This window comes from Streptomyces sp. NPDC047130 (assembly GCF_040643475.1).
Taxonomy (GTDB): Bacteria; Actinomycetota; Actinomycetes; order Streptomycetales; family Streptomycetaceae; genus Streptomyces.
Genome location: NZ_JBEYUK010000011.1, coordinates 126,784 through 152,958 on the forward strand (window position 1 = coordinate 126,784; position 26,175 = coordinate 152,958).

Consider the following 26,175-nt stretch of genomic DNA (forward strand, 5'->3'; position numbering starts at 1 on the left):
GGTGCTGGAGAGGGTCTGCTGAGCCATGCACATAGCCGAGGGGTTCCTTCCTCCCGTGCACGCGGTCGCCTGGGGCGCCGCGTCCGCGCCGTTCGTCGTCCACGGAGTACGCCGACTCACCCGTGAGGTGAGGGAGCATCCCGAGAGCACGCTCCTGCTGGGAGCCTCGGGTGCCTTCATGTTCGCTCTGTCGGCGCTCAAGTTGCCGTCCGTGACCGGTAGTTGCTCGCACCCCACCGGGAGCGGGCTGGGGGCGGTGCTGTTCCGGCCCCCGGTGGTGGCGGTGCTGGGCACCGTCACCCTGCTGTTCCAGGCCCTGTTGCTCGCGCACGGCGGGCTGACCACGCTCGGGGCCAACGTCTTCTCCATGGCCGTGGTCGGCCCCTGGGCCGGGTACGGGGCGTACCTGCTCGCCCGGCGGTGCGGGGCGGGGCTCGAAGTCGCGGTGTTCTGCGCCGCGTTCGTCGCCGACCTGAGCACCTACTGCGTGACCAGCGTGCAGTTGGCGCTGGCGTTCCCGGACCCGGCGAGCGGATTCGCGGGCGCGCTGGGCAAGTTCGGCTCGATCTTCGCGGTGACGCAGATCCCGCTCGCGGTCGGCGAAGGGCTGCTCACGGTGCTGGTCGTCCGGCTGCTGGCGCAGTCCAACGGCGGGCAACTGGCGCGGCTGGGGCTGCGTCCGGGCACCCGCGGCAAGGCCGACGCCGAGGCGGTGGCCCGATGAGCCGGAACGCGCGGATCAACCTGCTGCTGGTGCTGGGCGTCGTCCTGCTGGCCGTGCTGCCGGTGGCGTTCGGGCTGGGGGACCACAAGGAGGAGCCGTTCGCCGGTGCGGACGCCGAGGCGGAGGTGGCGATCCAGGAGATCGACCCGGACTACCGGCCGTGGTTCTCCCCGGTCTACGAGCCGCCGTCGGGCGAGATCGAGTCGGGTCTGTTCGCCCTGCAGGCGGCGGTGGGCGCGGGAGTGGTCGCCTACTGCCTGGGGCTGTGGCGGGGACGGCGCCAGGGCGAGGCCAGGGCGGTGGCGGCCCTGGGGACGGCCGCCGGGTCCGCCGCCCGGTCCGCCGCCGGGTCGGTGACCGGGCCCGCCGCCGGGTCGGCCGCCGGGTCCGCCGCCGGATCGACTGCCCGTTCGGTGACCGGATCGGCTGCAGGGTCGGGGGCCTGGTCCGCCGCCGGTTCGGCTGCCGGGTCGGGGGCCGGGTCCGCCACCGGGTCGGTGACCGGTTCGGGGGCCGGGTCGGCTGCCGGTTCGGTGACCGGGTCGGGGGCCGGGTCGGGGGCCGGTTCGGCTGCCGGTTCGGTGACCGGGTCGGGGGCCGAGGGCGCGGACGGGGCCGTGGACGAGGGGCGCGGGGACGCGCCGGGCTCCGGACGGGTCTGACGCCGGTGCTGTCGATCGACACGGCGGCGCACGGCAGTCGCTGGCGCCGCCGTCATCCCGTGGACAAGGCGGTGCTCGGGTTCGGGCTGACCGTGCTGGCCGTCTCGCTGCCGCCCTGGCCGGGCGCGGCGCTGGTCCTGGCGGCAGCGCTGGTGCTGCTGCTGGGGCCGGCGCGGGTGCCGGCCGGGCGCCTGTGGCGGGCGTACCGGGTGCCGCTGGGGTTCTGCCTCACGGGCGCGGCGACGCTGCTGGTGCGGGTCGGCGGTCCGCACGGCCCGCTGGTGGGGCTCGCCCCCGACGGGCCGGTGCGCGCCGGGGAACTGCTCCTGCGGAGCTCGGCGGCCTCGCTGGGGGTCCTGCTCTTCGCCTTCACCACGCCGATGTCGGACCTGCTCCCCCGCCTGGTGCGGGCCGGGGTCCCGCCGGCGGTGGTGGACGTCGCGCTGGTCACCTACCGGATGACGTTCCTGCTGCTGGAGTCGGTGCGGCGGGTACGGCAGGCGCAGGCCGCGCGGCTCGGGCACACCACCCGGGCGGCGACCTGGCGGTCGCTGGGCGGGCTCGGGGCCATCGCGTTCGTCCGGGCCTTCGACCGGGCGGGGCGCCTGCAGGACGGGCTCGCGGGGCGGGGCTACGACGGGACCCTGCGGGTGCTGGTGCCGTCCACCCGGGTCTCCGCGGCGTTCACCCTCGCGAGTCTCGCGCTGCTGGCGGGGATCGCCGTCCTCAGCGCCGTACTGGAAGGACCCCTCGGATGAGCCGTCCACCGTCGCCACCACCACCCCCCTCGTCGCCGCCGCCCTCGCCGCCGCCGCCGGTCGCCCTGCGGGGTGTGTCCTTCCGGTACGAGGACGGGCCGCCGGTCCTCGACGGCCTCGACCTGGAGGTCCGCGAGGGGCGGGCGCTGGCCCTGCTCGGACGCAACGGCAGCGGCAAGACCACCCTGATGCGGCTGCTGGGCGGCGGGCTGCGGCCGCTGTCCGGGCGGGTGGAGCTGGAGGGCCGGCCCGTGTCGTACGACCGGGCGGGACTGACGCGGCTGCGGACCACCGTGCAGCTGGTGGTGCAGGACCCGGACGACCAGTTGTTCGCGGCCTCGGTCGCGCAGGACGTGTCGTTCGGGCCGCTGAACCTGGGGCTGCCGGAGGAGGAGGTCCGGGGGCGGGTCGAGGAGGCGCTGGCGGCGCTCGACATCACGGCGCTGGCCGACCGGCCCACCCATCTCCTCTCCTACGGGCAGCGCAAGCGGGCGGCGATCGCCGGGGCGGTCGCCATGCGGCCGCGGGTCCTGGTCCTCGACGAGCCGACGGCGGGGCTCGACCCCGAGGGGCAGGAACGGCTGCTGGGCACGCTGGAGCGGCTGCGGGACGCGGGGACCACGGTGCTGATGGCCACCCACGACGTGGACCTGGCGCTGCGCTGGGCGGACGACGTGGCCCTGCTGACGCCGTCCGGGCCACGGGCGGGGGCGGCCGGGGAACTGCTGGCGCGGGCGGAGGTGCTGCGCGAGGCGGGACTGCGGCTGCCGTGGGGGGTGGCGGTCGGCGCGGCGCTGCGGGACGCGCGCGGGGCGCGTGCGGCGCCGTGGCCGGTGCCGGTGCCGCGCACGGCGGAGGAACTCGCGCGGTGGGTGGCGGACGGCGAGCTGTGACACGGCCGACGCGGGACGGTGCCCCCACGCGCCACCGTCACCGCCGCCCGGGCCCGCCACCGCGCCGGGCGCCGCGTGAGGCCGCCGCCGGGCCAGGGGCGCCGTCCGGCGCACCGTGAGTACTGCCCGTGGCCGCGGCGTCAGTTGATCTTCAGTTCCGCCCAGACGATCTTGCCGATGGGTTCCCGCGGGTGGGAGCCCCAGCGGGTGGCGAGGGTGTCGACCAGGAACAGGCCGCGGCCCGACTCCGCGTCCCCCGGGGCCTGGGCGGCGGCCGTCGTGGGCGGCGGGGTCTCGGAGGCGTCGACGACCTCGACGCGGGCGATGCCGGACGGCTCGTCGACCGTCAGGCGGAGCGCGAAGTCCCGCCCCGGCACGCGGCCGTGGCGGACGGCGTTGGCGGCGAGCTCGCCGACCAGCAGGGCGACCGCGCAGGACAGGTCGGAGGCCGGGGGATGCCCCCACTCGGCCAGCCGGCGCACCGCGCAGTGCCGGGCCTGCCGGGCCCCGCGGGGCGATGACCTGAACTGGGCCCCGAACACCAGGGGTTCCGGGTGTCCGGGTCCCCCGGCCGCCGGCGCGCGCCGCTCGGACGCGCGCCGCCGGGGGTTGTCGTCGGAGCTGGTCGTATCTGTGAGCACGGCCTATCCGTATCCCGCTCGGAGGGCGTTGACGCATCGCACCGTGAACGAATGGTGACGTTGCGTATATCCGCGCGCCCCCGGCGGCTACGGACAGTTCGTGTCAGTCCTCCGCGCCGGGGAGGTGCCGCGCCGCGAAGTCCAGCTCCAGGCGGAGCTGCTTGATCCGTTCGTCGACCACCAGGGACCCGTGGCCGGCGTCGTAGCGGTAGACCTCGTGGACCGCGCCGCGGTCCTCCAGCCGCTTGACGTAGTTGTCGACCTGCCGGATCGGGCACCGCGGGTCGTTCACGCCCGCCGAGATGTAGACCGGGGCGGTGACCCGGTCGACGTAGCTGATCGGGGAGGACGCCTCGAAGCGCTCCGGGACCTCCTCCGGGGTGCCGCCCAGGAGGGTGCGGTCCATCGCCTTCAGCGCCTCCATCTCGTCGTGGTACGCCGTCACGTAGTCGGCGACCGGGACGGCGGCGATGCCGACCGCCCACGCGTCGGGCTGGGTTCCCAGGCCGAGGAGGGTGAGGTAGCCGCCCCAGGAACCGCCGGTGAGGACCAGGCGGCGCGGGTCGGCGAGACCGGAGGAGACCGCCCACTCCCGGACGGCGGCGATGTCCTCCAGCTCGATCAGGCCGACGCGGTGCTTGAGGGCGTCCGTCCACTCCCGGCCGTACCCGGTGGAGCCGCGGTAGTTCACCCGGACCACCGCGTAGCCGTGGTCGACCCAGGCGGCCGGGCCGGCGGCGAAGGAGTCGCTGTCGTGCCAGGTGGGGCCGCCGTGGATGTCGAAGACGGTGGGCAGCGGGCCGCTCGCCCCGGCCGGCTTCTGCACCAGCGCGTGGATGCGGCCGCCGGGACCGTCGACCCAGACGTCCTCCACCGGCACCGAGGCGGGCGCCTTCGCGCCGGGCGGGTCCAGCACCACGCGGCCGGCGGTGGAACGCACCACCGGCGGCTCGGCGGCGGAGGACCACAGGTACTCGACGCTGCCGTCGGGCCGGGCGGTCGCGCCGGAGACCGTGCCGGGCGGGGTGGTGATCTCCGCCAGGGCGCGGGTCGCCAGGTCGAGGCGGAACAGCTCGCTGCGGGCTTCGAAGCTGTGCGCGATCAGCAGCGCCGAGCCGTCCGGGTACCACTCGGCGCTCACGTCGCCGGGAAGCTCCAGGGCCAGGTCGGTCTCCTCGCCGGTGGCGACGTCCCAGACCATCGGCTCCCAGCGGCCACGGCGCTGGTGCCCGACCAGGAGGCGGGTGTCGCCCTCGACCGGGGCGAAGCCGAGGACCTCCAGGCCCAGCTCCACCGTGCCGCCCTTGGTGTCGTCGAGCTCGGCGACGGTGGCGCCGTCGGGGCGCAGCACGCGCAGCGCGGAGTGCATGGCGTCGCCGTGCTCGGTGTGCTCGACGGCGATCAGCGAACCGTCGTGCGAGAGGTCGCCGACGCCGGCCGACTCCTGGTGGCGGTAGATCTCCACCGGGTCCTCGCCCTCGCGGGCCAGGTGGATGGAGGTGCCCTCCTCGTCGGCGGAGCGGCCGACGACGGCGGTGCGGCCGTCCCGTCCGAGGGCGAGACCGGCGGGGTAGGACGGCTCCAGGCCGGGGACCGCCTCCTCGTCGGGGCCGCCGTGGAACGGCTGGCGGCGCCAGACGCCGAACTCGTCGCCGTCGGTGTCGTCGAACCACCAGATCCAGGCGCCGTCCGGGGTGAGCACGCCGTCGGTGGTGCCGTTGGGTCGGTCGGTGACCTGGCGCTGCGCGCCGGTGGCACGGTCCCAGGCGTAGAGCTCGTAGGTTCCTGTCGCGTTGGAGACGAACAGGGAGCGGTCGGGGGCGTCCTCCGCCCAGTCGGGGAGGGACACCCGGGGCGCCCTGAACCGCTTCTCCCAGTCCGGCATGGTCTCCGGCGTCTCGGCCGGCCCGCTGCTGTCAGTCATGCCCCCATACTGCCTGCCGGGGACGCCCGCAGGAGGGCCGGGGGAAGGGCACCGGTACCGTTGGCGGCGTGTACCGGTTCCTGCTGACGCCCCGCTGGTGGGCGATCAACGTCTTCCTGCTGCTCGCCGTGCCGTTCTGCGTGTTCATGGGGACATGGCAGCTCGACCGGTTCGAGGCCCGCGTGGACGGCCACCGCGACGCGACGGCGCGCGCCGCCGCCGACCGGGAGGCCGACCCCCGCACCGCCCGCCCGGTGGACGAACTGCTGCCCGTGGACAAGCAGACGGTCGGCGACCAGGCCACCGCCACCGGTCGGTACGGGGAGCAGCTCCTGGTGCCGGACCGCGCGCTGGACGAGCGGCCCGGCTACTACGTGCTGACCCTGCTCCGCACCGACGGCGGCAAGGCGCTCCCGGTGGTCCGCGGCTGGCTGCCCGGCGAGCCCGACCCGGCCGCCGCGCCCGCGCCGCCGCGGGGCGAGGTGACCGTCACCGGGGCGCTCCAGGTGTCCGAGACGCCCGGCCAGGACGGCGTGCCCGCCGCCGGGGGCCTGCCCGAGGGGCAGACCGGCGCGATCAGCGCCGCCTCGCTGGTGAACCTGGTGCCGTACGACGTGTACGACGCGTGGGTCACGCTCAACGAGGGCGACGCGGGGATGAAGGCGGTGCCGCCCGCCGCCGCGCCGGACAGCGGCCTCGACCTCAAGGCCTTCCAGAACCTGGGCTACACCGGCGAGTGGTTCGTCTTCGCGGGCTTCGTCGTCTTCATGTGGTTCCGCCTGCTGCGCCGCGAGGTGGAGTTCGCCCGCGACGCCGAGCTGGGCATCCTCCCCGAGGACGCCGCTGAGGACTCCGTCCAGGACGCCGCTCAGGACTCCCGCGAAGGCGGGGACGAGCGCGAGGGCGGGGACGAGCGCCAGGGCGAGCGCGAGGGCGGCGACGGCGCGGCGGTGGACCCGGAAGGCGGGCGGCGGGAGTCCGCTCCCGCCGCCCGCTGAGGCTCCGCGGCGCGGGCGCCGGCCGCCCCCGGTGTCGCGTCAGCCGCCCGCGACGATGCCCGTCCGGTACACGGTGCCCGCGCAGGCGCCCGGGATCGTCAGGGAGGCCGGCGTGGCCGCGCCGTCCGAGCCCTGCGGGTGGTAGGTGACGAGGACGCTGCCGCCGCCGGAGTTCGTCCGGGCGGTGCCGAGCTGCGTGGTCACCCCGTCCGCGGTGCTGTCGCCGCCCGTCGCGCCCACCCGGCCGTCGGTGCCGCCGCCGACCGTGGGAGGCGCGGTGGTGCCGCTGTCGGTGCCGCCGGAGGTGCCGCCGTCCGAGCCCGTGGTCGGGGGCGGGTCCACCGGGTCGGTCGAGGGACAGGACGCGGAGGGCACCCAGGAGACGCGGATCAGGTAGGACTGGCCGGGGCCGAGCAGCAGCCGCTCCACCTCGCCCTCGCCCGCCTGCCGGGCGACGCTGACGCGCATCGGGTCGGCGTCGCCCTGGGCGGTGACCGAGACCGTGCCGGGGTCGGTGACCGCGCAGCCCGCGATGGAGGAGTTGTAGACCCGGAACACGCCCGGGACGCTGCCGTCCCCGCCGACCGCGCCCAGTTCGGGGGCGGCGACCGACAGCTGGGCCGCCGTGCAGGCGGGGGCCGCCGCGGGGGCGGTCTCGGCGCCGCCGTCCTCGCCTCCCTCGGAGTCGGCGCCCGGGGACTCGACGTCCTCGGTCACGCCGGGCAGGCCGGGGAGTTCGCGGCCGGCGCCGCCGGCGCCCGCGTTCAGGTCGTCGCCCTGGCCGCCCTGCACCTCCGGGCTGCCCGCCGCGCCGCCGGCCCGCACGTCCTCCGCGGAGCCCGCCGAGGACACGTGCAGCGCCGTCGGCACCGCGGTGCCGGCGAACAGGGCGGCGGCGGCCACGCCCACGAGGGCCTGGCGCTTGCGGGCCCGCCGGGCGGGCACGGCCCGCCGGAGGTAGTCGAGGGTGTCGTCCTGGGGCTCGAGGTCCTCGACGGCCTGGTGCAGCAGCCGTCGGAGCTCCGCCTCGTCCGGACCGAGCCCGGACCCGAGGCTCTGTTCGTCGGGGCGTTCGTTCACAGGTTGGTTCCCACCGTGCGGTTCGGGTCGGTGCGGGCCGGTACGGCTCGGCTCCGGCGCCGGATCGGTGTCCGACGGGAGCAAAGGATGCCAGGAGTGGCGGGTGCGGCGTGCGCGGGACGGCCGGAACCGGCCGGGCCCGTCCTGCCGCCCCTTGCCCTCGGGCTCGGTCATGCGGTCGCTCCCATCGCGACCCGCAGGGCGGCGATGCCGCGCGAGCCGTAGGCCTTCACCGAGCCCACGGATATGCCCAGCGTCTCGGCGACCTGGGCCTCGGTCATGTCGGAGAAGTACCGCAGCACCAGCACCTCGCGCTGGCGGCGCTGCAGCCCCTTCATCGCCTTGATCAGGGAGTCGCGCTCCAGCTGGTCGTAGGCGCCCTCCTCGGCGCTGGCCATGTCCGGCATCGGCTTCGACAGGAGCTTCAGGCCGAGGATGCGGCGGCGCAGCGCGGAGCGGGAGAGGTTCACGACGGTCTGCCGCAGGTAGGCGAGGGTCTTCTCCGGGTCACGGACCCGGCGGCGTGCCGAGTGGACGCGGATGAACGCCTCCTGGACGACGTCCTCGCAGGAGGCGGTGTCGTCCAGCAGCAGCGCGGCGAGACGCAGCAGCGAGCGGTAGTGCTCCCGGTAGGTCGCGGTCAGCAGGTCGACCGTGGTGCCGGCCTCGGCCGTCGTGCCGGCGCCCGCGACGGCCTGGGGCGGCACGGCGGCGCCGTCGCCCTTCCGGGGAGCGGGAACACGGGCACGTCGCGCCGACGGCATCGGCGCGATCACCGGCATGCCGCCCGGCGGACCGCCGGGTCGGGGGGACCGGCGGGGGCGCAGGCCGGTGTTGCGCGCCGCCACGGGGAAGTCGAGAACCTCTGCCACGCCCGTTGGACGGCCCGACCCTGCCGAGGGTTGTACGCCCTCGTCGAATCCGTCGCGAAATTCTTCATCGCCCCGCTCTTCCCCTCATGTCCCTCGACACCCCCCGTCCGCCCTCACGGCGGGAGGCGCGGCGTCCCCCCGGACCGCACCGGCCCTCCCCCGCTCCGCCGGAGGGCGGGGAGGAAAGGAGAATCCTCGGACGAGGACCGGTGCCGAGGCAAGTGCCTTCGCGGCGGCCTGCCCGGGCCGCCGGACGTCGATCATATAAACGAATCAGGCGCTGGCCAGGGAATTTGAGGCCCGCCGAAAGCGGAAAAGGCCCCCTTTCCTCGCCAGAAGACGAGGAAAGGCGGGCCCCGGTTCCACCGGCCGGTCGGTCACCCGGAACGGGCGTCCACCGGTCGTGGCCGAACGGAGAGGATCAGCGTCCGGTGCCGCCGTAGACGACGGCCTCGTCGCTCTCCGAGTCGAGCCCGAAGGCGCTGTGCACGGCGCGCACCGCGTCGTTGACGACATCGGCGCGGGTGACCACCGAGATGCGGATCTCCGAGGTGGAGATCAGCTCGATGTTGACGCCGGCCCGGCTGAGCGCGTCGAAGAAGTCCGCGGTGACACCCGGGTTGGTCTTCATGCCGGCGCCGACCAGGGAGATCTTGGCGATCTGGTCGTCGTAGCGCAGCGAGTCGAAGGCGATCTCGGTGCGGGCCTTCTCCAGCGCCTCGATGGCCTTGGGGCCGTCGGACTTCGGCAGCGTGAAGGAGATGTCCGTCAGGCCCGTGGAGGCCGCGGAGACGTTCTGCACGATCATGTCGATGTTGATCTCCGCGTCGGAGATCGCACGGAAGATCGCGGCGGCCTCGCCCGGCTTGTCGGGCACGCCGACGACCGTGACCTTGGCCTCGGAGGTGTCATGGGCGACACCGGAGATGAGCGCCTGCTCCACCTGCTGCTCCCCTTGCTTCGGCTCGTTGCTGACCCAGGTGCCCGGCAGCCCGCTGAAGGACGACCGCACGTGGATCGGGATGTTGTAACGGCGGGCGTACTCCACGCACCGGTGGAGCAGCACCTTGGACCCGGAGGAGGCCAGCTCCAGCATGTCGCCGAAGGAGATCCAGTCGATCTTCCGGGCCTTCTTCACCACGCGCGGGTCGGCGGTGAACACGCCGTCCACGTCGGTGTAGATCTCGCAGACGTCCGCGTCCAGCGCGGCGGCGAGGGCGACGGCGGTGGTGTCGGAGCCGCCGCGGCCGAGGGTGGTGATGTCCTTGGTGTCCTGGCTGACGCCCTGGAAACCGGCGACGATCGCGACGTTGCCCTCGTCCACGGAGGCCTGGATGCGACCCGGCGTGACATCGATGATGCGCGCCTTGTTGTGGACCGAGTCGGTGATGACGCCGGCCTGGCTGCCCGTGAAGCTCTGGGCCTCCTGACCCAGGTTTTTGATCGCCATGGCCAGCAGCGCCATGGAGATCCGCTCTCCGGAGGTCAGCAGCATGTCGAGCTCGCGCCCGGCAGGGATCGGTGACACCTGCTCGGCGAGATCGATCAGCTCGTCCGTCGTGTCGCCCATCGCGGAGACCACGACAACCACCTGGTTGCCGCTCTTCTTCGTCTCCACGATCCGCTTGGCGACGCGCTTGATGCCTTCGGCATCGGCTACGGAGGAGCCTCCGTACTTCTGCACGACAAGGCCCACGTGCGCTCCTCGCTCGCTTCGTTTCTCTCCGCACGCACAGGTGTGCGGCGGTCGATTCAGTCTAACGAGCGGCCGAAAATCCCATCCGGTCAACCGGATGATGAGATGTCCGTTTTCTGCACGACGCTGTGCGGTGCCGCCCACAGGCGACCGGGGCGGCTCCCGCACCACCCCGGCCGAACCGCACCTCCCCCGAACGGGTGACGGTAAACCCCTGAGCAGCCGGAACGAGAAGCGACGGAGGGGACTACTTCACGCGGCGCAGGCCGAGCGGACCGGCGATCTCCTGGAACATGACCTCGCCCGCGGCCTCCGCCAGCGCCTCCTCCTCGAGGTGCTCGTCGGTGTCCAGGCCGTCCAGCGCCTCCAGGGGCTGGTTGAGCCGGACGTGCGACACCACGGACTGCAGCGCCCGCAGCGCGCCCGAGGCCATCGCGCCCCAGTTGGAGAGGTAGGAGAACTGCCACCACCACAGCGCCTCGGTCACCCGGCCCGCGCGGTAGTGCGCCATGCCGTGCCGCAGGTCGGTGATGACGCCGGCCAGGTCGTCGGAGATGCGGGCCGGGACCGGCGCGCGGCGCGGCTGGTACGGGTCGAACACCTCCGAGTAGACGTCGACCGGGTCCAGCATCGCGGCGAGCCGCTCCCGCAGCTCGTCCACGTCGGGCTCCGGGCCCATGTCCGGCTCGTACCGCTCGTCCGGCACGATGTCCTCGTGCGCACCGAGGCGGCCGCCGGCCAGCAGCAGCTGGGAGACCTCCAGCAGGAGGAAGGGGACCGCGGAGTCCGGTTCGTCCCCCCGGGCCACCTCGGTGACCGCCACCAGGAAGCTCTCGACCTGGTCGGCGATCTGGACGGCGAAGTCGCCGGGATCCTGTGCCGTGGAGTGCAGCGTCGCGTCAGACATCTAGGAGTCGTCTCCCCTCGAAGGCGCGGCCGAGGGTGACCTCGTCCGCGTATTCCAGGTCGCCGCCCACCGGGAGGCCGCTGGCCAGGCGGGTGACCCTGAGGCCCATGGGCTTGATCATGCGGGCGAGGTACGTCGCCGTGGCCTCGCCCTCCAGGTTGGGGTCGGTGGCGAGGATCAGCTCCGTGACGCTGCCGTCGGCGAGCCGCGCGAGCAGCTCCCGGATCCGCAGGTCGTCGGGGCCGACGCCCTCGATGGGGCTGATGGCGCCGCCCAGCACGTGGTAGCGGCCGCGGAACTCGCGGGTCCGCTCGATCGCCACGACGTCCTTGGGCTCCTCCACCACGCAGATGACGGAGGGGTCGCGGCGGGGGTCGCGGCAGACCGCGCACTGCTCCTCCTGCGCGACGTTGCCGCAGGTGGCGCAGAAGCGGACCTTGGCCTTGACCTCCATCAGCGCCTGGGCGAGCCGGCGGACGTCCGTCGGCTCGGCCTGCAGGACGTGGAAGGCGATGCGCTGCGCGCTCTTGGGACCGACGCCGGGAAGTCTTCCCAGCTCGTCGATCAGGTCCTGGACCACGCCCTCGTACAACGCCCTGCCTGCCTTCCTCGGTGCTCCCGGCGGAGCCGCCTTTCCCTACGTACGGTAGTGGCCGCCGCCCCGGTCAGAAAGGCAGACCGGGAATACCGCTGCCGCCGCCGAGCCCCTCGGCCAGCGGGCCCAGCTTCTGCGACTGGAGCTGCTGGGCGTTGTCGTTGGCGGCCTTCACCGCGGCGACCACCAGGTCGGCGAGGGTCTCGGTGTCCTCCGGGTCCACCGCCTTGGGGTCGATCACCAGGGCGCGCAGCTCGCCGGAGCCGGTCACGGTGGCGCGGACCAGGCCGCCGCCGGCCTGACCGTCGACCTCCGTGTTCGCCAGCTCCTCCTGGGCGCGGGCCAGGTCCTGCTGCATCTTCTGGGCCTGCTGGAGCAGCTGCTGCATGTTGGGCTGGCCACCACCGGGAAACACGATTCAGCTCCTGGGCTCGTACGGTCGCACGACGCTGCGGTCGCGCGGAACAACACACGTCTGTCCTGTCGGGGCGGAAAGATTCACCCCTCCTGCACGAGCCTACGCGGTCGACCCGGCACGCGCCCCGTCACACTTTCGGGTGAGCGTGTCGGGGGTCCTGCGCCTGATCACGGGCCACTTCGCGCGGAACCGCGTTTCAAACCGCCGCCTGTGCCACTCGTTGGGGGGTAGGAAGGACGCCGACACCGGAGCACGCCACGTGACTATGCCACTACCCACAGTGACGGTACGGGCTGAGGTCGCGCTGCGGGGGGCGGGTGCGGGAGGGTGCCGGCCGACGGGTCGGCAGGGATCGTCAACAGGTTGTGGGGAGTAGCCGGGTGAGTCAGCCGGAGATGCCGGGGAGCGGGTCCGAGGAGCCGCCGTCGCCGCCGCGCGAGGGCGGACGGTCCGAGGGGACGTCCGCTGCGGACGCGCGGCCGGTGGGCGGCGGCCGGGCCGGCAAGGCGGCGGGGACCTGGGGGCGCGCGGGCGCCGGGCGACGGCCCGGGGGCTCCGGGCCCGGGCTCCCCGGGGACCTGACGGGCCGGCCCTTCCCCCAGGGCGACTGGGACGTCCCGGCCCGGCGGCTGGACGAGTTGTACCGGTGGGTCGAGCGGTGCGCGCTGGAGACCTGCGCGTGGTACCTCGCGGACCGGGTCCGCAAGCGGCGCACCGCCCGGGCGCTGCGGGGCGGCGCGGCGGCGGGGGCGGTCCTCGCGGCCGGCCTGCCGCTGCTGGACCTCGCCGAGGTGGTCGACGGAGCGGCCCCGTGGGGGTACCTGTCGCTGCTGCTGGCCCTCGGCTGCGCGGGCGCGGACCGGTTCTTCGGGGTGACCTCCGGGTGGATGCGGGACATGGCCACCGCCCAGGCGGTGCAGCGGCGGCTGCAGGCGCTGCAGTTCGACTGGGCGTCGGAGAACGTGCGGGAGGTCCTGGGACCGACGGAGGGCACGGCCGGGGAGGCCGCGGAGCGGTGCCTGGGAGTGCTGCGGAGGTTCTCCGAGGACGTCACGGAGCTGGTGCGGGCGGAGACGGCGGACTGGATGGGGGAGTTCCGTCGGGGGGAACTCCCCTCCGTGGCCCGCGCGTCCCTCGACCCCTCCCGCAGCGACCCGCCCGTCCCCGTCGGCGCCCACGGCCGCATCTCGCTCGCCGCGCCCCGCCCCAACATGCCGCGCCAGCGGCCGCCGGAGGCGAGGTGACGCCCGGGCCGCCGGTCGGCCCGCGGTGCAGGTGAGGCTCTCGCCGTCGGTCATGCGGCGGGTGAGGGTGCCGTCCGGGGAGACCGTGAGGACCGAGGGGTCGCCGGGGCTGCAGGAGGACAGGGGCGCACCGTCCACCACCCGGGAGGGGCCCAGGCGGAGCTCGCCGTCACCGCCGGGCGCCCGGGTGAGGTCGGCCTCGAAGACGCAGCGGTAGGAGGAGGCCGTGCCCTCCAGCGGCCCCGACGCCACCAGCGTCGGCACCGGGTCCCCCACGTCGCCCTGGACGACCGTGAGCTGCCGCTCGTTCGTCCCGGCGGCGTTCTCGATGACGGCGGACCACTCCCCCAGGAACTCCTCGGGCACCGTCCCGGTGTCCCGCGGTCCCGACAGCTCCGGTCGGAAGCGTGACGGCGCTCTCCCCCGGGCGAGGAGGGCCGCGGGCCGGCTTCCCGCCCGCTGGTTAAGGTGACCGCGTACACACACGTACACGGACGGCTCGGCCGAGGCGCGGCGGTGACGAACCGGGAAGGGAGAACGCCGATGGGGGCGACCGGCGCCCCGGGCCCGGTGACCCGCAGCACCCTGCGGCAGCAGATCGCCGAGGCCCTGCGGGACGAGGTGCTGGCCGGACGGCTGCACCCCGGCCAGGAGTTCACCGTGAAGGAGATCGCGGAGCAGTACGGCGTCTCCGCCACCCCCGTCCGCGAGGCACTGGTCGACCTGGCGGCGCAGGAGCTGCTGGAGGCGGTGCAGCACCGCGGGTTCCGGGTGCGCGCCTTCACCGCCGAGGACTTCCGGCACATCGTGCAGGCCCGGGCGCTGATCTCGGACGGCATGTTCCTGCGGCTCGCCGACCGGGCCGCGGTCGCCGGCCCGTCCTTCCCCGACGCGGCGGAGACCACGGCGCTGGCGGCGGTGCGGCGGCGCGGCGAGGAGTGCCAGCGGGCCGCGCACTCCGGCGAGCTGTCCGTGCTGATCGGCTACGACCTGCGCTACTGGCGGGAGCTGAGCGGCCTCTTCGGCAACCCGTACCTGTCGGACTTCCTGCACCGGCTGCGCGTGCAGGCGTGGGTGTGCACGGTGCAGCACCTGCGGCGGCTCGCCGACCTGCGGGCCCACATGTGGGCCGGCCATACCGCCCTGGTGGACGCGCTGGGGCGGGGCGACACCGGTGAGTCGCAGCGGCTGGTGGCCGAGAGCAACGCGTTCTCGCTGGAACTCGTGGAGCGGCTCACCGCCGGGGACGGGTAGACGTCCCCTTCCCGGGGGACCACTTCTGCACGGGTTCCGCGGGGGCCGGACGGCCCCCACCCACTACGCTTCCCCTTCCACCTCCGACCCGAGGAGTCGTCCTTTGGCCTGTGACCTGTGGCTGGTCCCGCTCGTCGACGTGTTGTGCCACACCCCGGACAACCCCTTCGCCGAGGAACTCGCGCTCTACGACCGGGCGTTGATGGCGACCGGCGCGCAGCCGGTGCCGATCCACCAGTACATGCCGGGCACCTCGGGCGAGGTCGCCCCGGTCGCCGGCTTCGACTACGAGGCACTGCACTTCCTGCGACGGGCCTACCTGCTCCAGGCCTGCGGGCTGCCGGTGACGCCGGTGGACGAACTCGGCGGCGACTACGAGCAGTTGCTGGAGATGTTCGAGTCCACGGCGCAGCAGTCGCACCTCGTGTGGCACTACGACCACGCGGGGTCGTACCTGCCGGTCGACTTCCCCTACCCCCTGGTCAACGACGAACTCCTGGACAACGGAGGGCCGTTGGGGTCCTCGCACGGGCTGCTGCGGGACCTGCAGTTCGTGGCCCCGGCGCTGGGCATCGACCCGGCCGCGCCGCCCGCGGCGCCCGCGCCGCCGTCGTCGCCGACGGAGCTGGAGCAACCGGCGGATCCGGCGCCGTACGACCCGAGTCCGTTCGCCCGGGAGCGGCATGTGTGGCTCGGGCTGCACGCGGCGGCGGTCCGGAGCCTGGCCCAGGGTTCCATGATCGTCTTCAGTTGACGCCCCGGCCCCCGTCGCTCCGGCGGGGGTGGGGCCCGCCCCCCGGCCGGGGGCGGGCCAGGGGATGTCAGGGACGGAGGAGTTCCGCGAGGGTGCGGGCCGCGCGTTCGGTGTCGGCGTGGCCGACGTAGAGCGGGGTGAAGCCGAAGCGGAGGATGTCGGGGCGGCGGTGGTCGCCGACGACGCCGCGGGCGATGAGCGCGGACATGACCTCCTCGGCCCGTGCGGTCCGCAGCGAGACCTGGCTGCCCCGCTCCTCGTGCGGGAGCGGCGTCACGCACTCGACGACGCCCTCGGGCACGTACGCGTCGACGCACTCGAGGAAGAAGTCGGTGAGCGCCAGCGACTTCCGCCGCACCGCCGCGATGTCCACGCCCTCCCAGACGTCCAGCGCCGCGTCGAGCGCGAGGAGGGAGAGGATCTCCGGCGTGCCGACCCGCCCCCGCACCGCGCCCGCGGCGGGCGCGTAGTCGGGGCGCATCCCGAACGGCTCGGCGTGCGAGTTCCACCCCGGCAGCGGCGTGTCGAACCGTTCCTGGAGGTCGCTCCGGACGTACAGGTACGCCGGCGCGCCGGGCCCGCCGTTGAGGTACTTGTACGTGCAGCCGACCGCCAGGTCGACCCCGTGCTCGTCCAGTCCCACCGGCAGGGCGCCCGCGCTGTGGCAGAGGTCCCAGACGGCGACCGCGCCCGCCGCGTGGACCGCGGCGGTGAGCCCGGGCAGGTCGTGCAGCCGCCCGGCGCGGTAGTCCACGTGGTTGAGCAGCACCGCCGCGGTGCGCGGGCCGAGCGCGGCCGGCACCTCGCCGGGCCGCACCGGCCGCAGCGAGCAGCCGGTCATCCGGGCCGCGGACTCGGCGACGTAGCCGTCCGTGGGGAAGGTGGTGGCGTCGACCAGGATCTCGTCCCGTTCGACCGCCCCGTCGCCCTCACGGGCGATGCGGACGGCGGCGACCAGCGCCTTGAAGACGTTGACCGAGGTGGAGTCGCCCACCACGACCTGCCCGGGCGCCGCGCCGATCAGCGGGGCGATCCGGTCGCCGACCCGTTCGGGCGCGGTCCACCAGCCGCTCTCCTCCCAGGAACGGATCCGCAGCTCGCCCCACTGCCGCCGCACGACGTCCTGCATCCGCTCGGCGACGCCCACGGGCAGCGCGCCCAGGGAGTTGCCGTCCAGGTAGACGGCGTCGTCGAGGACGAAGCGGGACCGCAGGCCGGCGAGCGGGTCGCGGGCGTCGAGCTCGGTGGCCTTCGACAGGAGTTCAGACATAGGAGCGCGCCGTCCAGAGCTCGGGGAACACGGTGTTGCGGGCGCGCTTCTCCAGCCAGGCGACGCCGGCGGAGCCGCCGGTGCCGGTCTTGGCGCCCATCGCGCGGCGGGTGGCGACCAGGTGGTCGTTGCGCCAGCGCCAGACCAGCTCGGCGACGTCGGTCAGCGCCTCGCCGAGGCGGACCAGCGGGTCGTTCTGGTCCCGGGTGTAGATGTCGGTCCACACCCGTTCGACCTCGGACGACGGCTCGTACTTGGCGGAGACGTCACGCCGCAGCACGGCCTCCGGCACCGCGTGGCCGGCGCGGGCCAGGAAGCGCAGCACCTCGTCGTAGAGCGAGGGCTCGTGGAGGGCCTTCTCCAGCTCCGCGTGGGCGCGCGGCGTGCCGCGGTGCGGGACCAGCATCGAACGGGACTTGTCGCCGAGGAGGAACTCCAGGCGGCGGTACATCGCCGACTGGAAGCCGGAGCCCTCGCCGAGGGCGCCCCGGTAGGAGTTGAACTGGGCCGGGGTGAGCTGCCCCAGCGGGATCCAGGAGGCGTTGAGGGCCTCCAGCTCGCGCACCGAGCGCTTGAGCGCGTCGGTCGCGGTCGGCACGTCGTCACGGCGGAGGGCTTGCGCGGCCGTCTCCCACTCGTGGACGATCACGGTGAACCACAGCTCCATGACCTGGGTGGTCACCAGGAAGACCATCTCGCCCGGGTCGTCCGAGCGGAGCTGCTGGAGGTGGGTCAGTACATCCGCCCGGACGTAGTCCTCGTAGGGCGTCGAGCCGTCGAACTCGAGATGCGGGGTCTCCGGCTCGAAGGTCTGCTGAGCCTGTCGGGACATCGCTGTCTCCTGCTGTACTCCGGGTAGCGGTCCGCCCCTGCCGATACCGGCACGGGGGCCCCGGTCCCCGCGGCAATCCTCCGTAATGATCCCCCGGTCCGGCAATACCCGCCTGGTGGGAGCCTTCCGGCACACTCCGTCGACGATGGCCGGTGCACGACGAGGCCGAGAGAGGTTGGAACGCATGACCGACGCACAGAGGGCGGCCGAGGACGAGGGGCGGTCGGCCGCCGAGGAGAGGTCCCTCTTCTCGCACGAGCCGGTCGCCCCGGACGCCACCCGCGCCTACGGGGACCATCCGGACCAGGTGATCGACTTCTACGCCCCGCTCTCCGGGAGCGCGCCCGCCCCGCTGGTCGTGGTGGTGCACGGCGGCGCCTGGCGGGCCCCGTACGACCGGGCGCACGTCACCCCGTTCGCCCGGTTCCTGGCCCGGCGCGGGTTCGCCGTGGCGGTGCCCGAGTACCGGCGCGGCGGGGCCGCGGAGGGCGAGGCGGGGCACTGGCCCCGGACTCCGGACGACGTCGCGGCGGCCCTGGACGCGCTGCCCCGGCTGGCCGCGGAGGCGCTGGGCGGGCGGGCCGACGTCCGCCGCACGGTCCTCACCGGTCACTCGGCCGGCGGCCACCTGGTGCTGTGGGCGGCCGCCCGGCACCTGCTCCCCGAGGGCAGTCCCTGGCGCACCGACGCCCCGCCCCGGATCCGCGGCGTGGTGGCGCTGGCGCCCATCGCCGACCTCGAGGTCGCCGAGAAGCTGGAGGTCTGCGGTCACGCCTCGCTGCAGTTCCTCGGCGGACCGGACCTCTTCGAGGAGCGCCGCCCGCAGGCCGACCCGGCGCTGCTGGTGCCCAGCGGCGTCGCCACCACCGTGGTGCACGGCCGGGAGGACCTGGACGTGCCGCCGGCGGTCTCGGAGGCGTACGCCGAGGCGGCGGCCCGGGCGGGCGAGGTGGTGGGCGTGACCCTGCTGCCGGGCGTCGGCCACTTCCCGCTGATCGACCCGGCCGCCGGCGCCTGTGCGGTGGTGGCCGAGGAGATCGCCCAGCTGGCATGGTGAACGGGTGAACGCCGCCGTGACCTCCGCAGACGCCCTGCCCTTCGCGCCCTCCGACCCGCACTTCGTCGCCGACCCCTACCCGGCCTACGCCGAGCTGCGCGCCCGCGGCCGGGTGCTGTGGTGCGAGGAGACCGGCCAGTGGCTGGTGCCGCACCACGCCGACGTGTCGGCGCTGCTGCGGGACCGGCGGCTCGGCCGTACGTACCGGCACCGGTACACCCACGAGGAGTTCGGCCGCACCCCGCCCCCGCCCGAGCACGAGCCGTTCCACACCCTCAACGACCACGGGATGCTGGACCTGGAGCCGCCGGACCACACCCGGATCCGGCGGCTGGTCTCCCAGGCGTTCACCCCGCGCACCGTGGAGCGGCTCGCGCCGTACGTCCACGCCCTGGCCGGGGAGCTCGTCGGCCGGCTGGTGGAGGCGGGCGGCGGCGACCTGCTGGCGGAGGTGGCCGAGCCGCTGCCGGTGGCGGTGATCGCCGAGATGCTGGGCGTCCCGGAGGCGGACCGCGCGCCGCTGCGGCCGTGGTCGGCCGCGATCTGCGGGATGTACGAGCTCAATCCGTCCGCGGAGACGGCCGAGCGGGCGGTCCGGGCGTCGCTGGAGTTCACCGACTACCTGCGGGAACTGATCGCCGAACGCCGCCGGCGGCCCGGCGACGACCTGGTCTCGGCCCTGACAGCCGCCCACGACGAGGGCGACCGGCTCACCGAGCAGGAGATGATCTCCACCTGCGTGCTGCTGCTCAACGCGGGCCACGAGGCCACCGTCAACGGCACCGGCAACGCCTGGGCGACGCTGTTCGAGCACCCGGGGCAGCTGGCGGCGCTGCGCGCGGACCGATCCCTGGTGCCGTCCGCGGTGGAGGAACTGCTGCGCTTCGACACCCCGCTGCAGCTCTTCGAACGCTGGGTTCTGGAGGACGTGGAGATCGACGGGACGGTGGTCCCGCGGGGCGCCGAACTGGCGCTGCTGTTCGGGTCCGCCAACCGCGACCCCGCGGTCTTCGCGGAGCCGGACCGGCTGGACCTGGGCCGGCGGCGGAACCCGCACATCTCGTTCAGCGCGGGGATCCACTACTGCATCGGGGCGCCGCTGGCCCGCATGGAGCTGGCCGCCTCGATGACCGCGCTGCTGGAGCGCGCACCGGGGATGCGGCTCGCCGCCGAGCCGGTGCGGCGGCCCGACCTGGTGATGCGGGGCCTGGAGGAACTGCGGGTGGAGATCGCCTGACCTCCGGTCCTGCCCCTCCGGTGCTGCCCCTCCGGCCCGCCTGACCTCCGGCCCGCCGTGAACCGGCGGTGGGGCGGCCGGGCGAGGTGGCGGGGCGGCCGGGTGGGGACCGGGCCGGCCGGGGCGGTCAGCCGACGGTCTGTTCGCCGCCCGGCCGCGGTCCCACCGCGGCGATCGCGTCGGCGGCCGTGGGGTGGATGGCCAGGACGGTGTCCAGGCCGGTCAGCTTGAGCATCCGGTCCAGCCGCGCCGGGACCGCGGCCAGTGCCATCGCGCCGCCGACGGCCTGGGCCGCGTGCCAGATGTTGATCAGCGCGTTGAGTCCCGCCGAGTCGCAGAACCCGACGCCCGACAGGTCCAGGACGAGACGGGTGCGGCCCTGTTCGATCAGGTCGAGGGCCCGCGAGCGGAGTATCGGCGCGGTATGGAAGTCGATCTCGCCGCCGACCGCGGCCACGGCCAGCGGACCGTGGATCTCCTCCACGGTCAGGAGCAGCTCTTGCTCGGACACGTCTTCAGTGCTCCTCGTCCGTAGCGTCCGTGGGCAATGTCGTGGTGTGCGCGGTGGACGTCACGCCCGGCATCTGCCGCTCGGCGTCCTCGGCGGTGGGCACCGAGAGCGCCAGGAGCGCAACGTCATCCTCCGCCCCTTCGGGCAGGGAGTCCAGCAGATCCACGATGTCGTCCACCAGACCGGTGGCACCGCCCGTACCGCGGCGGCGGGCGAGGAAGGCGGCCAGGCCCTCGTCACCGATCATCCGTCTGTCCTCGCCGGCCCGGGCCTCGATGAGCCCGTCGGTGTACAGGAGCAGCACCTCTCCGGGGGACAGGACGACCGTACGCGACCGGAAGCGGGCCTCGGGAAGCGCCCCTATCAGCATGCCTCCTTCCAGCCCGACCGCGCGCACCCGGGGCTCGCCGCCGGGCCCGCGGCCGACGTGGTACGCCGGGGGGTGGCCGCCGGTGCCCAGCTCGACCGTGAAGCCGCCCTCCTCGCGCGGGGTGAGGACGCCGAAGATCGCGGTGCAGAACTTGCTGGTCAGGGCGTCCTCGAGGAGTGCCTGGTTCAGGGTGTCCAGCACGGCCACCGGGTCGGGCGCGTGGTGGGCGGCGGCGCGCAGGGTGTGCCGGGCGAGCGCGGTGACGGTGGCCGCGTCCGGCCCCTTGCCGCACACGTCGCCGAGCAGGAACGCCCAGCGCTCGCCGTCCAGCGGGAAGACGTCGTAGAAGTCGCCGCCCAGGTCGTGGACCGAGGCCGCGTGGTAGTGGCAGGCCAGCTCCAGGCCGGGCACGGCGGGGAGGGCCGGCGGGAGCAGGGTGCGCTGGAGGGTGCTGGTCAGGGACTCGAGGACCCGGCGGTCCTTCTCGGCCCGCAGCCGCGCGGCCCGCTCGTCCTCCACCTGGCGGACCACCGCCTGGCGCCGCTCCTGCTCCCGGCGCAGGGCGCGCAGCGCGGTCAGCCGGAGCTCCATCTCGTCCAGGACGATCGCCGCCAGGTCCTTCAGGGCGGTGACGTCCTCGGGGCCGAGCTCCCGGGGGCGGGTGTCGAAGATCGTGACCGTGCCCAGCTTGTGCCCGTCCGCGGTGACGATCGGGGCGGCGGCGTAGAAGCGGATGCCGATGCCCCCGGTGACCATGGGGTTGGAGGCGGACAGGGGGTGGTGCAGGGTGTCGGGGATGACCAGGGGCCCGTCCTCGAGGAGGGCCAGGCCGCACAGTCCGTCGGCGCGGCTGATCTCGGTCATGTCGTCCAGGCCGTGCCGGGCCTTGAACCATATGCGGTCGCTGTCGACGAAGGTCACCGCGGCGATCGGCACCTCGAAGAGACGGGCCGCGAGCCGGGCGACGCGGTCGAAGGAGGCGTCCGGTGGGGTGTCGAGGATCTCGTAGCGGCGCACCGCCGCGATCCGCGCGGACTCCGTGTCAGGGTCCGGTCCCACGGCTTGGTTGCGCAGCATGGGCCGTTCGGTTCCTCGTTCTGATCGCCGTTCCCAGGGCGCCGCCGACGACGGCACCGGAAACCCCCAGGCTAAAGGAGCCTCGGGATTTCTGGGTGCCCGGACGTCGCGGCGCGACCCGGGGGGTCCGCCCCGGGTCTCTACTTCGTCTCCACATCCCTCCGCCGGAAACCCGCCAGACCGGTGACACAGAACACGACGGCGACCAGGGTGAGCACCAGCGGCGGCGTCCACGCCATCGGCGCGGCCGGCAGCTCGGGCACGTGGCCGAGCGGCGAGATGTCGTTCGTCCACTCGGGGAAGCGGAGGATCTCCCCGAGGTAGCCGACGGCGAAGGCGTACAGCGGCACCGCCCAGGCCAGCGCGGCCGCCCGGGGCCACCGGCCGACGAGGACCAGGGCGACGCCCGCCGCGACCCACAGGGCGGGGACGTGCACCAGGGCGGCGGCGATCAGGTCGCCGGTCATCGCGGTGTCGCCGGTGGTGGCGGCGGCAGCGAGCCCGAAGCCGAGCCCGGCCAGCAGCTGGGTGACGACGGCCCCGAGCAGGGCGACCGCCAGGTGACCGCCCAGCCAGGCGGTCCGGGAGAGCCCGGTGGTCAGCAGGGCCTCGGCCCGTCCGCCGTTCTCCTCGGCGCGGGCGCGGAGGGTGGCCATGACCACGTGGACCATGGAGACCACCGCCATGACCACCATCACCATCGAGGCGAAGGACTCGGCCAGGGTGGCGCCGCCGATCTCGGCGAGGGCCTGCTGGATCTGCTCGACGCCGCCGAGCATGTCCTCGATGTCCCCGATGATCGACCCGTACATGGCGCCCATCACGAAGAGGCCCGCGCCGAAGCCGGCGAGCAGCCCGCGCTGCAGGCGCAGCGCCAGGCCGAACGGGGTGGTGAGGGCCCGGGTGGCGGTGGCCCGGCCCGGGCGGACCGGGCGCAGTCCGGCTCCGACGTCACGGCGGACGGAGAGCAGGAACCCGGCCGCCGCGCAGGCCGCCGCCGCGCCCAGGCACAGCAGCAGCGGCCACCAGCGGTCGTCCACGAAGGGGTAGGAGCGCTGTGCCCAGCCGATCGGCGACGCCCAGGAGAGCACGTCGTCGCCGCCGCTGTCGCCGGCCGCCCGCAGGACGTACGCGGCGCCGATCACCCCGAGGGCGAGCCCGGAGGCGCCGCGGGTGGAGGAGGTGATCTGGGCGGTGACCGCGGCGACGCCGGCGAAGACCAGGCCGGCCGCGGCGTGCGCGGAGCCGTAGGTCAGCGCGCCGGCGGGGTCGACCGACGCGATGCCGAGGCCGGCCAGGCCCGCGGCGAGCAGCAGGGCGAGCGCCAGGTTCGCCAGGACGGCGAGGCAGAGCGCGGCGGCGAGCTGGGCGTGGCGTCCGACGACGGCGGAGCGGATCAGCTCGGCGCGGCCGGTCTCCTCCTCGGCGCGGGTGTGCCGGGTGACGATCAGGACGCTCATCAGGCCGGTCAGCACGCCCATGAAGCCGATCATCTCGTGGCTGAGCATGGCGCCGTGGGTGTAGTCCTCGAGGAAGCGCCGCGGGCCGGTCATGGCCAGCGCGGCCGGGGTCGCCATGGTCCGCGCGGCGGTGGCCCGGTCCTCGGGGCTGTCGTAGAGCGCGGTGTAGCTGTCAGCGGTGGCCACGGTGGCCAGGAGCAGGGCCGCGAGCCAGACCGGCAGGCGGACCCGGTCGCGGCGCAGGGCGAACCGCAGCAGGACGGTGAGGCCGGCGAACGGGGCGCGCGGGGCGGGGCCGGCCGTCGTGGCGCCGCCGGCGGGACGGGTCGTGACGGTGGTCATCGCCGGCCGCCGCCCTCGGTGGCGGCCGCGTCGTCCCCGCGGTGGCCGCCCGCGGCGAGTTCGTCGCCGTAGTGGCGGAGCATCAGCTCCTCCAGGGTGGGCGGGTGGCTGACCAGGCCGCGGATGCCGGACTCGCCGAGGACGCGCACGGCGGCGTCGATCCGCCCGCCGTCCACGGCGAACCGGACCCGCGGACCGTCCACGGTCACGTCGTGCACGCCGGGCAGCTCCTGGAGCCCGGTGACCGGCCGTTCGGTCTCGGCCTCGACGGTGGTGCGGGTGAGGTGGCGCATCTCGGCGAGGGTGCCGGACTGCACGGTGCGGCCGCGGCGGACGATCGACACCCGGTCGGCCAGCTTCTCCACCTGGGCCAGGATGTGGCTGGAGAGCAGCACCGTCCGCCCGGCCTCCTTGGCCTCGCGCACGACGTCCTGGAAGACGACCTCCATCAGCGGGTCGAGGCCCGAGGTGGGCTCGTCGAGCAGCAGCAGCTCGGCGTCGGAGGCGAGGGCCGCGACGATGGCGACCTTCTGCCGGTTGCCCTTGGAGTAGGCCCGGCCCTTCTTGCGCGGGTCCAGGTCGAACCGGTCGACCAGTTCGTCCCGGCGCCGCCGGTCGATCCCGCCGCGCAGCCGCGACAGCAGGTCGATGGCCTCGCCGCCGCTGAGGTTGGGCCACAGTTCCACGTCCCCGGGCACGTAGGCGAGGCGGCGGTGCGCCTCGACCGCCCGGTCCCACGGGTCGAGGCCGAGCACCCGCGCGACGCCGCCGTCGGCGCGCAGCAGCCCGAGCAGCACGCGGAGGGTGGTCGACTTGCCGGCGCCGTTGGGGCCGAGGAAGCCGTGCACCTCTCCGGTGCGGACGGTCAGGTCGAGTCCGTCGAGGGCGCGGGTGGCGCCGAACGACTTCTGGAGTCCGGTTGCCTCGATCGCGAGGGAGTCCTGCGTCATGCTTCCGAAGCTACGCTTCCTTCAGAAAGTTGTGAAGTTAAGGAAACGTATAAACTCGGAGGCCGCACACGGCGAAGGCGAGGACAGGGCATGACGGAGGCCGGGGCGTCCCCGAAGGAACGGGACCCGGAGGCGGTGTCGCGGTTCGTGGAGCTCTTCGCGGGCCAGTTGACCGACGCCGGGATGGCCCGGATGCCCGCGCGGGTCTTCGCCGCGCTGCTCGCCTCCGACGACGGCGTCCTCACCTCGGCGCAACTGGGCGACCAGTTGCAGGTCAGCCCCGCCGCGGTCTCCGGCGCGGTGCGCTACCTCTCCCAGACCCACCTGATCTCCCGCGAGCGCGAGCCCGGCTCCCGGCGCGAGCGCTACCGGGTCCACAACAACCAGTGGTACGAGGCCATCGCCAACCGCGAGGGGCTGCTGCGCAACTGGCAGTCCGCCGTCCGCGAGGGCGTCACCGCGGTCAGCCCCGGCTCCCCGGCCGAGCGGCGGCTGCGGGAGACCCTCGAGTTCTTCGAGTTCATCGAGGGGGAGCTGAACGACATGATGCGGCGGTGGCGGGAGAAGCGGGGGGCCGCCGGCGGGGCGTGACGGCGGCGGTTCCGGTGCCTGCGGGGGCGGTTCCGGTGCCTGCGGGGACGGTCACCGGCCTGCGGGGGCGGTCCCGGCCGTGGGACGCGTCGTCACGCCGGAAGCGTCAGGTTCCACGCCCCCGGGCGGACGGTCCAGGTCCGGGTGCGGACCGGGCCGGCGATGGTGGCGTCCGCGCGGTAGCGGAAGTCGGCCCCGGAGACCGTGACGGTGTGGGCGGCGGCCTGGAGCGGCGCCGCCTCGGCGCCCACCGACAGGGGCCGGACCTCGACATCGGCGCGGCCCGTGGAACCGGGGGTGACGGTGACCGCGCGGACCGGCTGGTCGAGGTCCACCAGGGTCGAACCGTCGGCCTCGACGCGGAGGCGGGAGGGGTTCGGCCCGCCGCCCGGCGGCTCCGCCTGCGGCCGCGACGGGCGGCTCAGCGCGCTCACCAGTGACCGGTACCGCCGCCGCGCCGGGGACCGCCGGCCCGCCGCCGGGCCCGCCGCCGGGTCCGCCGCCGGGATGCGCAGCGCCCCCAGCACCAGTCCGCCCGCGTCGTCCGCGAGGAGGTCCAGCCGCCGGGGGGCGCCCTCCAGCACCGCCCGGGCCGCCGCGACCGTGCCCGGCGGGACGCCCAGCGACCGCGCGACGGCGAGGGTGGCCGCCCGCGCCCCCACCGGCACCACCGCGAGCGCGCACCCGTCGAGCTCGCCGTGCCGCTCCAGCACGGCCACCGCCCGCAGCAGCGCGTGGTCGTCCCCGACCACCACCGGCCGCCGCGAACCACGCCGCTCCAGCGCCCGCGAGAACTCGTCCGGCCCCTCCGGCAGGCACCACTTCACCCGTGCGGCGGCGCACAGCACGTCCTTGGCGATCCGGACGGACTCGCCGTCCGTCCTGCGGGCGAACGGGTCGACGACCACCAGAAGCTGGTCCGAAGCCACCTCGGTCATGCCTCGCTTCCTCGGGTCCTCGGGTAGCATCTTTGTGCAAGAGCCCCTTGCGCCGCGTTCCTCGTGCCAGGGGCTTCGTCTATTCCGGGGCAACCGGTCCGACGGGAACCGCGGCCGACG

General features: G+C 74.7%; 26 protein-coding genes. 11 read left to right on the plus strand and 15 right to left on the minus strand.

All coding sequences use genetic code 11. From position 1 onward, the window contains the following. Nucleotides 1–25 precede the first annotated feature (25 nt). The 4 genes from ABZ836_RS16085 to ABZ836_RS16100 are packed head-to-tail and all read left to right on the plus strand — an operon-like array spanning nt 26 to nt 3,037. A complete protein-coding gene (locus ABZ836_RS16085) occupies nt 26–724 on the plus strand; it encodes an energy-coupling factor ABC transporter permease (RefSeq protein WP_361142557.1) in 699 nt (232 codons plus the stop codon). Further along, entirely contained in the window at nt 721–1,386 is a 666-nt protein-coding gene (locus ABZ836_RS16090; RefSeq protein ID WP_361142560.1) for an energy-coupling factor ABC transporter substrate-binding protein, read from the plus strand. The genes ABZ836_RS16085 and ABZ836_RS16090 overlap by 4 nt, the downstream gene beginning before the upstream one ends. Nucleotides 1,387–1,391: 5 nt before the next feature. Continuing rightward, nucleotides 1,392–2,144 (plus strand): cobalt ECF transporter T component CbiQ, encoded by a 753-nt coding sequence (cbiQ, locus tag ABZ836_RS16095; protein ID WP_361142563.1) that lies wholly within the window; start codon nt 1,392–1,394, stop codon nt 2,142–2,144. Continuing rightward, entirely contained in the window at nt 2,141–3,037 is an 897-nt protein-coding gene (locus ABZ836_RS16100; protein WP_361142566.1) for an ATP-binding cassette domain-containing protein, read from the plus strand. Before cbiQ ends, ABZ836_RS16100 begins: the two co-directional genes overlap by 4 nt. 140 nt (nt 3,038–3,177) lie before the next feature. Here the strand turns inward: ABZ836_RS16100 and ABZ836_RS16105 are convergent, their stop codons facing one another. Further along, on the minus strand, nt 3,178–3,678 hold the full coding sequence (locus tag ABZ836_RS16105) for an ATP-binding protein (protein ID WP_361142569.1): 501 nt from the start codon (nt 3,676–3,678) through the stop codon (nt 3,178–3,180). Nucleotides 3,679–3,781: 103 nt separating this feature from the next. Then, complete coding sequence (locus tag ABZ836_RS16110) at nt 3,782–5,602, minus strand: prolyl oligopeptidase family serine peptidase (RefSeq protein ID WP_361142572.1); 1,821 nt, start codon at nt 5,600–5,602, stop codon at nt 3,782–3,784. 68 nt (nt 5,603–5,670) lie between these two features. Between ABZ836_RS16110 and ABZ836_RS16115 the strand changes: the two genes are divergently transcribed. Continuing rightward, a complete protein-coding gene (locus ABZ836_RS16115; protein ID WP_361142575.1) occupies nt 5,671–6,600 on the plus strand; it encodes an SURF1 family protein in 930 nt (309 codons plus the stop codon). Nucleotides 6,601–6,639: 39 nt separating this feature from the next. On the opposite strand, the gene ABZ836_RS16120 is transcribed toward ABZ836_RS16115, so the two are convergent. The 6 genes from ABZ836_RS16120 to ABZ836_RS16145 form a co-directional block, all read right to left on the minus strand. Then, complete coding sequence (locus ABZ836_RS16120) at nt 6,640–7,680, minus strand: hypothetical protein (RefSeq protein ID WP_361142578.1); 1,041 nt, start codon at nt 7,678–7,680, stop codon at nt 6,640–6,642. Between the two features lie 170 nt (nt 7,681–7,850). Further along, nucleotides 7,851–8,462: a SigE family RNA polymerase sigma factor gene (locus tag ABZ836_RS16125; RefSeq protein ID WP_356136856.1), complete on the minus strand. Its 612-nt coding sequence runs from the start codon at nt 8,460–8,462 to the stop codon at nt 7,851–7,853. Nucleotides 8,463–8,973: 511 nt separating this feature from the next. Next, nucleotides 8,974–10,248 carry an aspartate kinase gene (locus ABZ836_RS16130; protein ID WP_356136767.1) on the minus strand — a complete coding sequence of 425 codons (1,275 nt, stop codon included), beginning with the start codon at nt 10,246–10,248 and terminating at the stop codon, nt 8,974–8,976. Nucleotides 10,249–10,495: 247 nt separating this feature from the next. Then, nucleotides 10,496–11,155: a DUF5063 domain-containing protein gene (locus tag ABZ836_RS16135; RefSeq protein WP_356136765.1), complete on the minus strand. Its 660-nt coding sequence runs from the start codon at nt 11,153–11,155 to the stop codon at nt 10,496–10,498. Beyond that, on the minus strand, nt 11,148–11,747 hold the full coding sequence (recR, locus tag ABZ836_RS16140) for a recombination mediator RecR (RefSeq protein WP_356136763.1): 600 nt from the start codon (nt 11,745–11,747) through the stop codon (nt 11,148–11,150). Before recR ends, ABZ836_RS16135 begins: the two co-directional genes overlap by 8 nt. Before the next feature lie 73 nt (nt 11,748–11,820). Then, nucleotides 11,821–12,165, minus strand: a complete 345-nt coding sequence (locus tag ABZ836_RS16145) for a YbaB/EbfC family nucleoid-associated protein (protein WP_356136761.1) — start codon at nt 12,163–12,165, stop codon at nt 11,821–11,823. A gap of 383 nt (nt 12,166–12,548) precedes the next feature. On the opposite strand from ABZ836_RS16145, the gene ABZ836_RS16150 reads away from it, so the two are divergent. From ABZ836_RS16150 to ABZ836_RS16160, 3 genes are all read left to right on the plus strand, one after another. Further along, nucleotides 12,549–13,412 carry an SLATT domain-containing protein gene (locus ABZ836_RS16150; protein ID WP_356136759.1) on the plus strand — a complete coding sequence of 288 codons (864 nt, stop codon included), beginning with the start codon at nt 12,549–12,551 and terminating at the stop codon, nt 13,410–13,412. 543 nt (nt 13,413–13,955) lie between these two features. Beyond that, nucleotides 13,956–14,666, plus strand: coding sequence for a GntR family transcriptional regulator (locus tag ABZ836_RS16155; RefSeq protein WP_356136757.1), 711 nt, complete (start codon nt 13,956–13,958; stop codon nt 14,664–14,666). A 103-nt stretch (nt 14,667–14,769) separates the two neighbouring features. Next, entirely contained in the window at nt 14,770–15,420 is a 651-nt protein-coding gene (locus ABZ836_RS16160; protein ID WP_356136755.1) for a hypothetical protein, read from the plus strand. Between the two features lie 67 nt (nt 15,421–15,487). On the opposite strand, the gene kynU is transcribed toward ABZ836_RS16160, so the two are convergent. After that, nucleotides 15,488–16,690, minus strand: a complete 1,203-nt coding sequence (gene kynU / locus ABZ836_RS16165; protein WP_356136753.1) for a kynureninase — start codon at nt 16,688–16,690, stop codon at nt 15,488–15,490. Next, nucleotides 16,683–17,522: a tryptophan 2,3-dioxygenase family protein gene (locus ABZ836_RS16170; protein WP_356136751.1), complete on the minus strand. Its 840-nt coding sequence runs from the start codon at nt 17,520–17,522 to the stop codon at nt 16,683–16,685. The genes kynU and ABZ836_RS16170 overlap by 8 nt, the downstream gene beginning before the upstream one ends. A 184-nt stretch (nt 17,523–17,706) precedes the next feature. On the opposite strand from ABZ836_RS16170, the gene ABZ836_RS16175 reads away from it, so the two are divergent. After that, on the plus strand, nt 17,707–18,579 hold the full coding sequence (locus ABZ836_RS16175; RefSeq protein WP_361142585.1) for an alpha/beta hydrolase: 873 nt from the start codon (nt 17,707–17,709) through the stop codon (nt 18,577–18,579). 16 nt (nt 18,580–18,595) lie between these two features. After that, entirely contained in the window at nt 18,596–19,816 is a 1,221-nt protein-coding gene (locus tag ABZ836_RS16180; RefSeq protein WP_361142588.1) for a cytochrome P450, read from the plus strand. Nucleotides 19,817–19,943: 127 nt separating this feature from the next. Here the strand turns inward: ABZ836_RS16180 and ABZ836_RS16185 are convergent, their stop codons facing one another. The 4 genes from ABZ836_RS16185 to ABZ836_RS16200 form a co-directional block, all read right to left on the minus strand. Continuing rightward, nucleotides 19,944–20,327: an STAS domain-containing protein gene (locus ABZ836_RS16185; protein WP_356136745.1), complete on the minus strand. Its 384-nt coding sequence runs from the start codon at nt 20,325–20,327 to the stop codon at nt 19,944–19,946. Between the two features lie 4 nt (nt 20,328–20,331). Beyond that, nucleotides 20,332–21,774: a SpoIIE family protein phosphatase gene (locus tag ABZ836_RS16190; protein WP_361142591.1), complete on the minus strand. Its 1,443-nt coding sequence runs from the start codon at nt 21,772–21,774 to the stop codon at nt 20,332–20,334. Between the two features lie 140 nt (nt 21,775–21,914). Next, nucleotides 21,915–23,576, minus strand: a complete 1,662-nt coding sequence (locus tag ABZ836_RS16195; protein WP_361142594.1) for an ABC transporter permease — start codon at nt 23,574–23,576, stop codon at nt 21,915–21,917. Next, a complete protein-coding gene (locus ABZ836_RS16200) occupies nt 23,573–24,526 on the minus strand; it encodes an ABC transporter ATP-binding protein (RefSeq protein ID WP_356136739.1) in 954 nt (317 codons plus the stop codon). Before ABZ836_RS16200 ends, ABZ836_RS16195 begins: the two co-directional genes overlap by 4 nt. A 90-nt stretch (nt 24,527–24,616) precedes the next feature. On the opposite strand from ABZ836_RS16200, the gene ABZ836_RS16205 reads away from it, so the two are divergent. Next, nucleotides 24,617–25,117, plus strand: a complete 501-nt coding sequence (locus tag ABZ836_RS16205; RefSeq protein WP_361142598.1) for a MarR family transcriptional regulator — start codon at nt 24,617–24,619, stop codon at nt 25,115–25,117. Between the two features lie 92 nt (nt 25,118–25,209). Here ABZ836_RS16205 and ABZ836_RS16210 read toward each other — a convergent pair whose 3' ends face one another. Further along, a complete protein-coding gene (locus tag ABZ836_RS16210; protein ID WP_361142601.1) occupies nt 25,210–26,055 on the minus strand; it encodes a diacylglycerol kinase in 846 nt (281 codons plus the stop codon). Nucleotides 26,056–26,175: the final 120 nt, after the last annotated feature.

Coding starts and splice junctions, on each gene's coding strand:
- ABZ836_RS16085 (WP_361142557.1), top strand. CDS start 26: ATGCACATAGCCGAGGGGTTCCTTCCTCCCGTGCACGCGGTCGCCTGG.
- ABZ836_RS16090 (WP_361142560.1), top strand. CDS start 721: ATGAGCCGGAACGCGCGGATCAACCTGCTGCTGGTGCTGGGCGTCGTC.
- ABZ836_RS16100 (WP_361142566.1), top strand. CDS start 2,141: ATGAGCCGTCCACCGTCGCCACCACCACCCCCCTCGTCGCCGCCGCCC.
- ABZ836_RS16110 (WP_361142572.1), bottom strand. CDS start 5,602: ATGACTGACAGCAGCGGGCCGGCCGAGACGCCGGAGACCATGCCGGAC.
- ABZ836_RS16125 (WP_356136856.1), bottom strand. CDS start 8,462: ATGCCGGTGATCGCGCCGATGCCGTCGGCGCGACGTGCCCGTGTTCCC.
- ABZ836_RS16135 (WP_356136765.1), bottom strand. CDS start 11,155: ATGTCTGACGCGACGCTGCACTCCACGGCACAGGATCCCGGCGACTTC.
- ABZ836_RS16155 (WP_356136757.1), top strand. CDS start 13,956: ATGGGGGCGACCGGCGCCCCGGGCCCGGTGACCCGCAGCACCCTGCGG.
- kynU (WP_356136753.1), bottom strand. CDS start 16,690: ATGTCTGAACTCCTGTCGAAGGCCACCGAGCTCGACGCCCGCGACCCG.
- ABZ836_RS16170 (WP_356136751.1), bottom strand. CDS start 17,522: ATGTCCCGACAGGCTCAGCAGACCTTCGAGCCGGAGACCCCGCATCTC.
- ABZ836_RS16175 (WP_361142585.1), top strand. CDS start 17,707: ATGACCGACGCACAGAGGGCGGCCGAGGACGAGGGGCGGTCGGCCGCC.
- ABZ836_RS16190 (WP_361142591.1), bottom strand. CDS start 21,774: ATGCTGCGCAACCAAGCCGTGGGACCGGACCCTGACACGGAGTCCGCG.
- ABZ836_RS16195 (WP_361142594.1), bottom strand. CDS start 23,576: ATGACCACCGTCACGACCCGTCCCGCCGGCGGCGCCACGACGGCCGGC.
- ABZ836_RS16200 (WP_356136739.1), bottom strand. CDS start 24,526: ATGACGCAGGACTCCCTCGCGATCGAGGCAACCGGACTCCAGAAGTCG.
- ABZ836_RS16205 (WP_361142598.1), top strand. CDS start 24,617: ATGACGGAGGCCGGGGCGTCCCCGAAGGAACGGGACCCGGAGGCGGTG.
- ABZ836_RS16210 (WP_361142601.1), bottom strand. CDS start 26,055: ATGACCGAGGTGGCTTCGGACCAGCTTCTGGTGGTCGTCGACCCGTTC.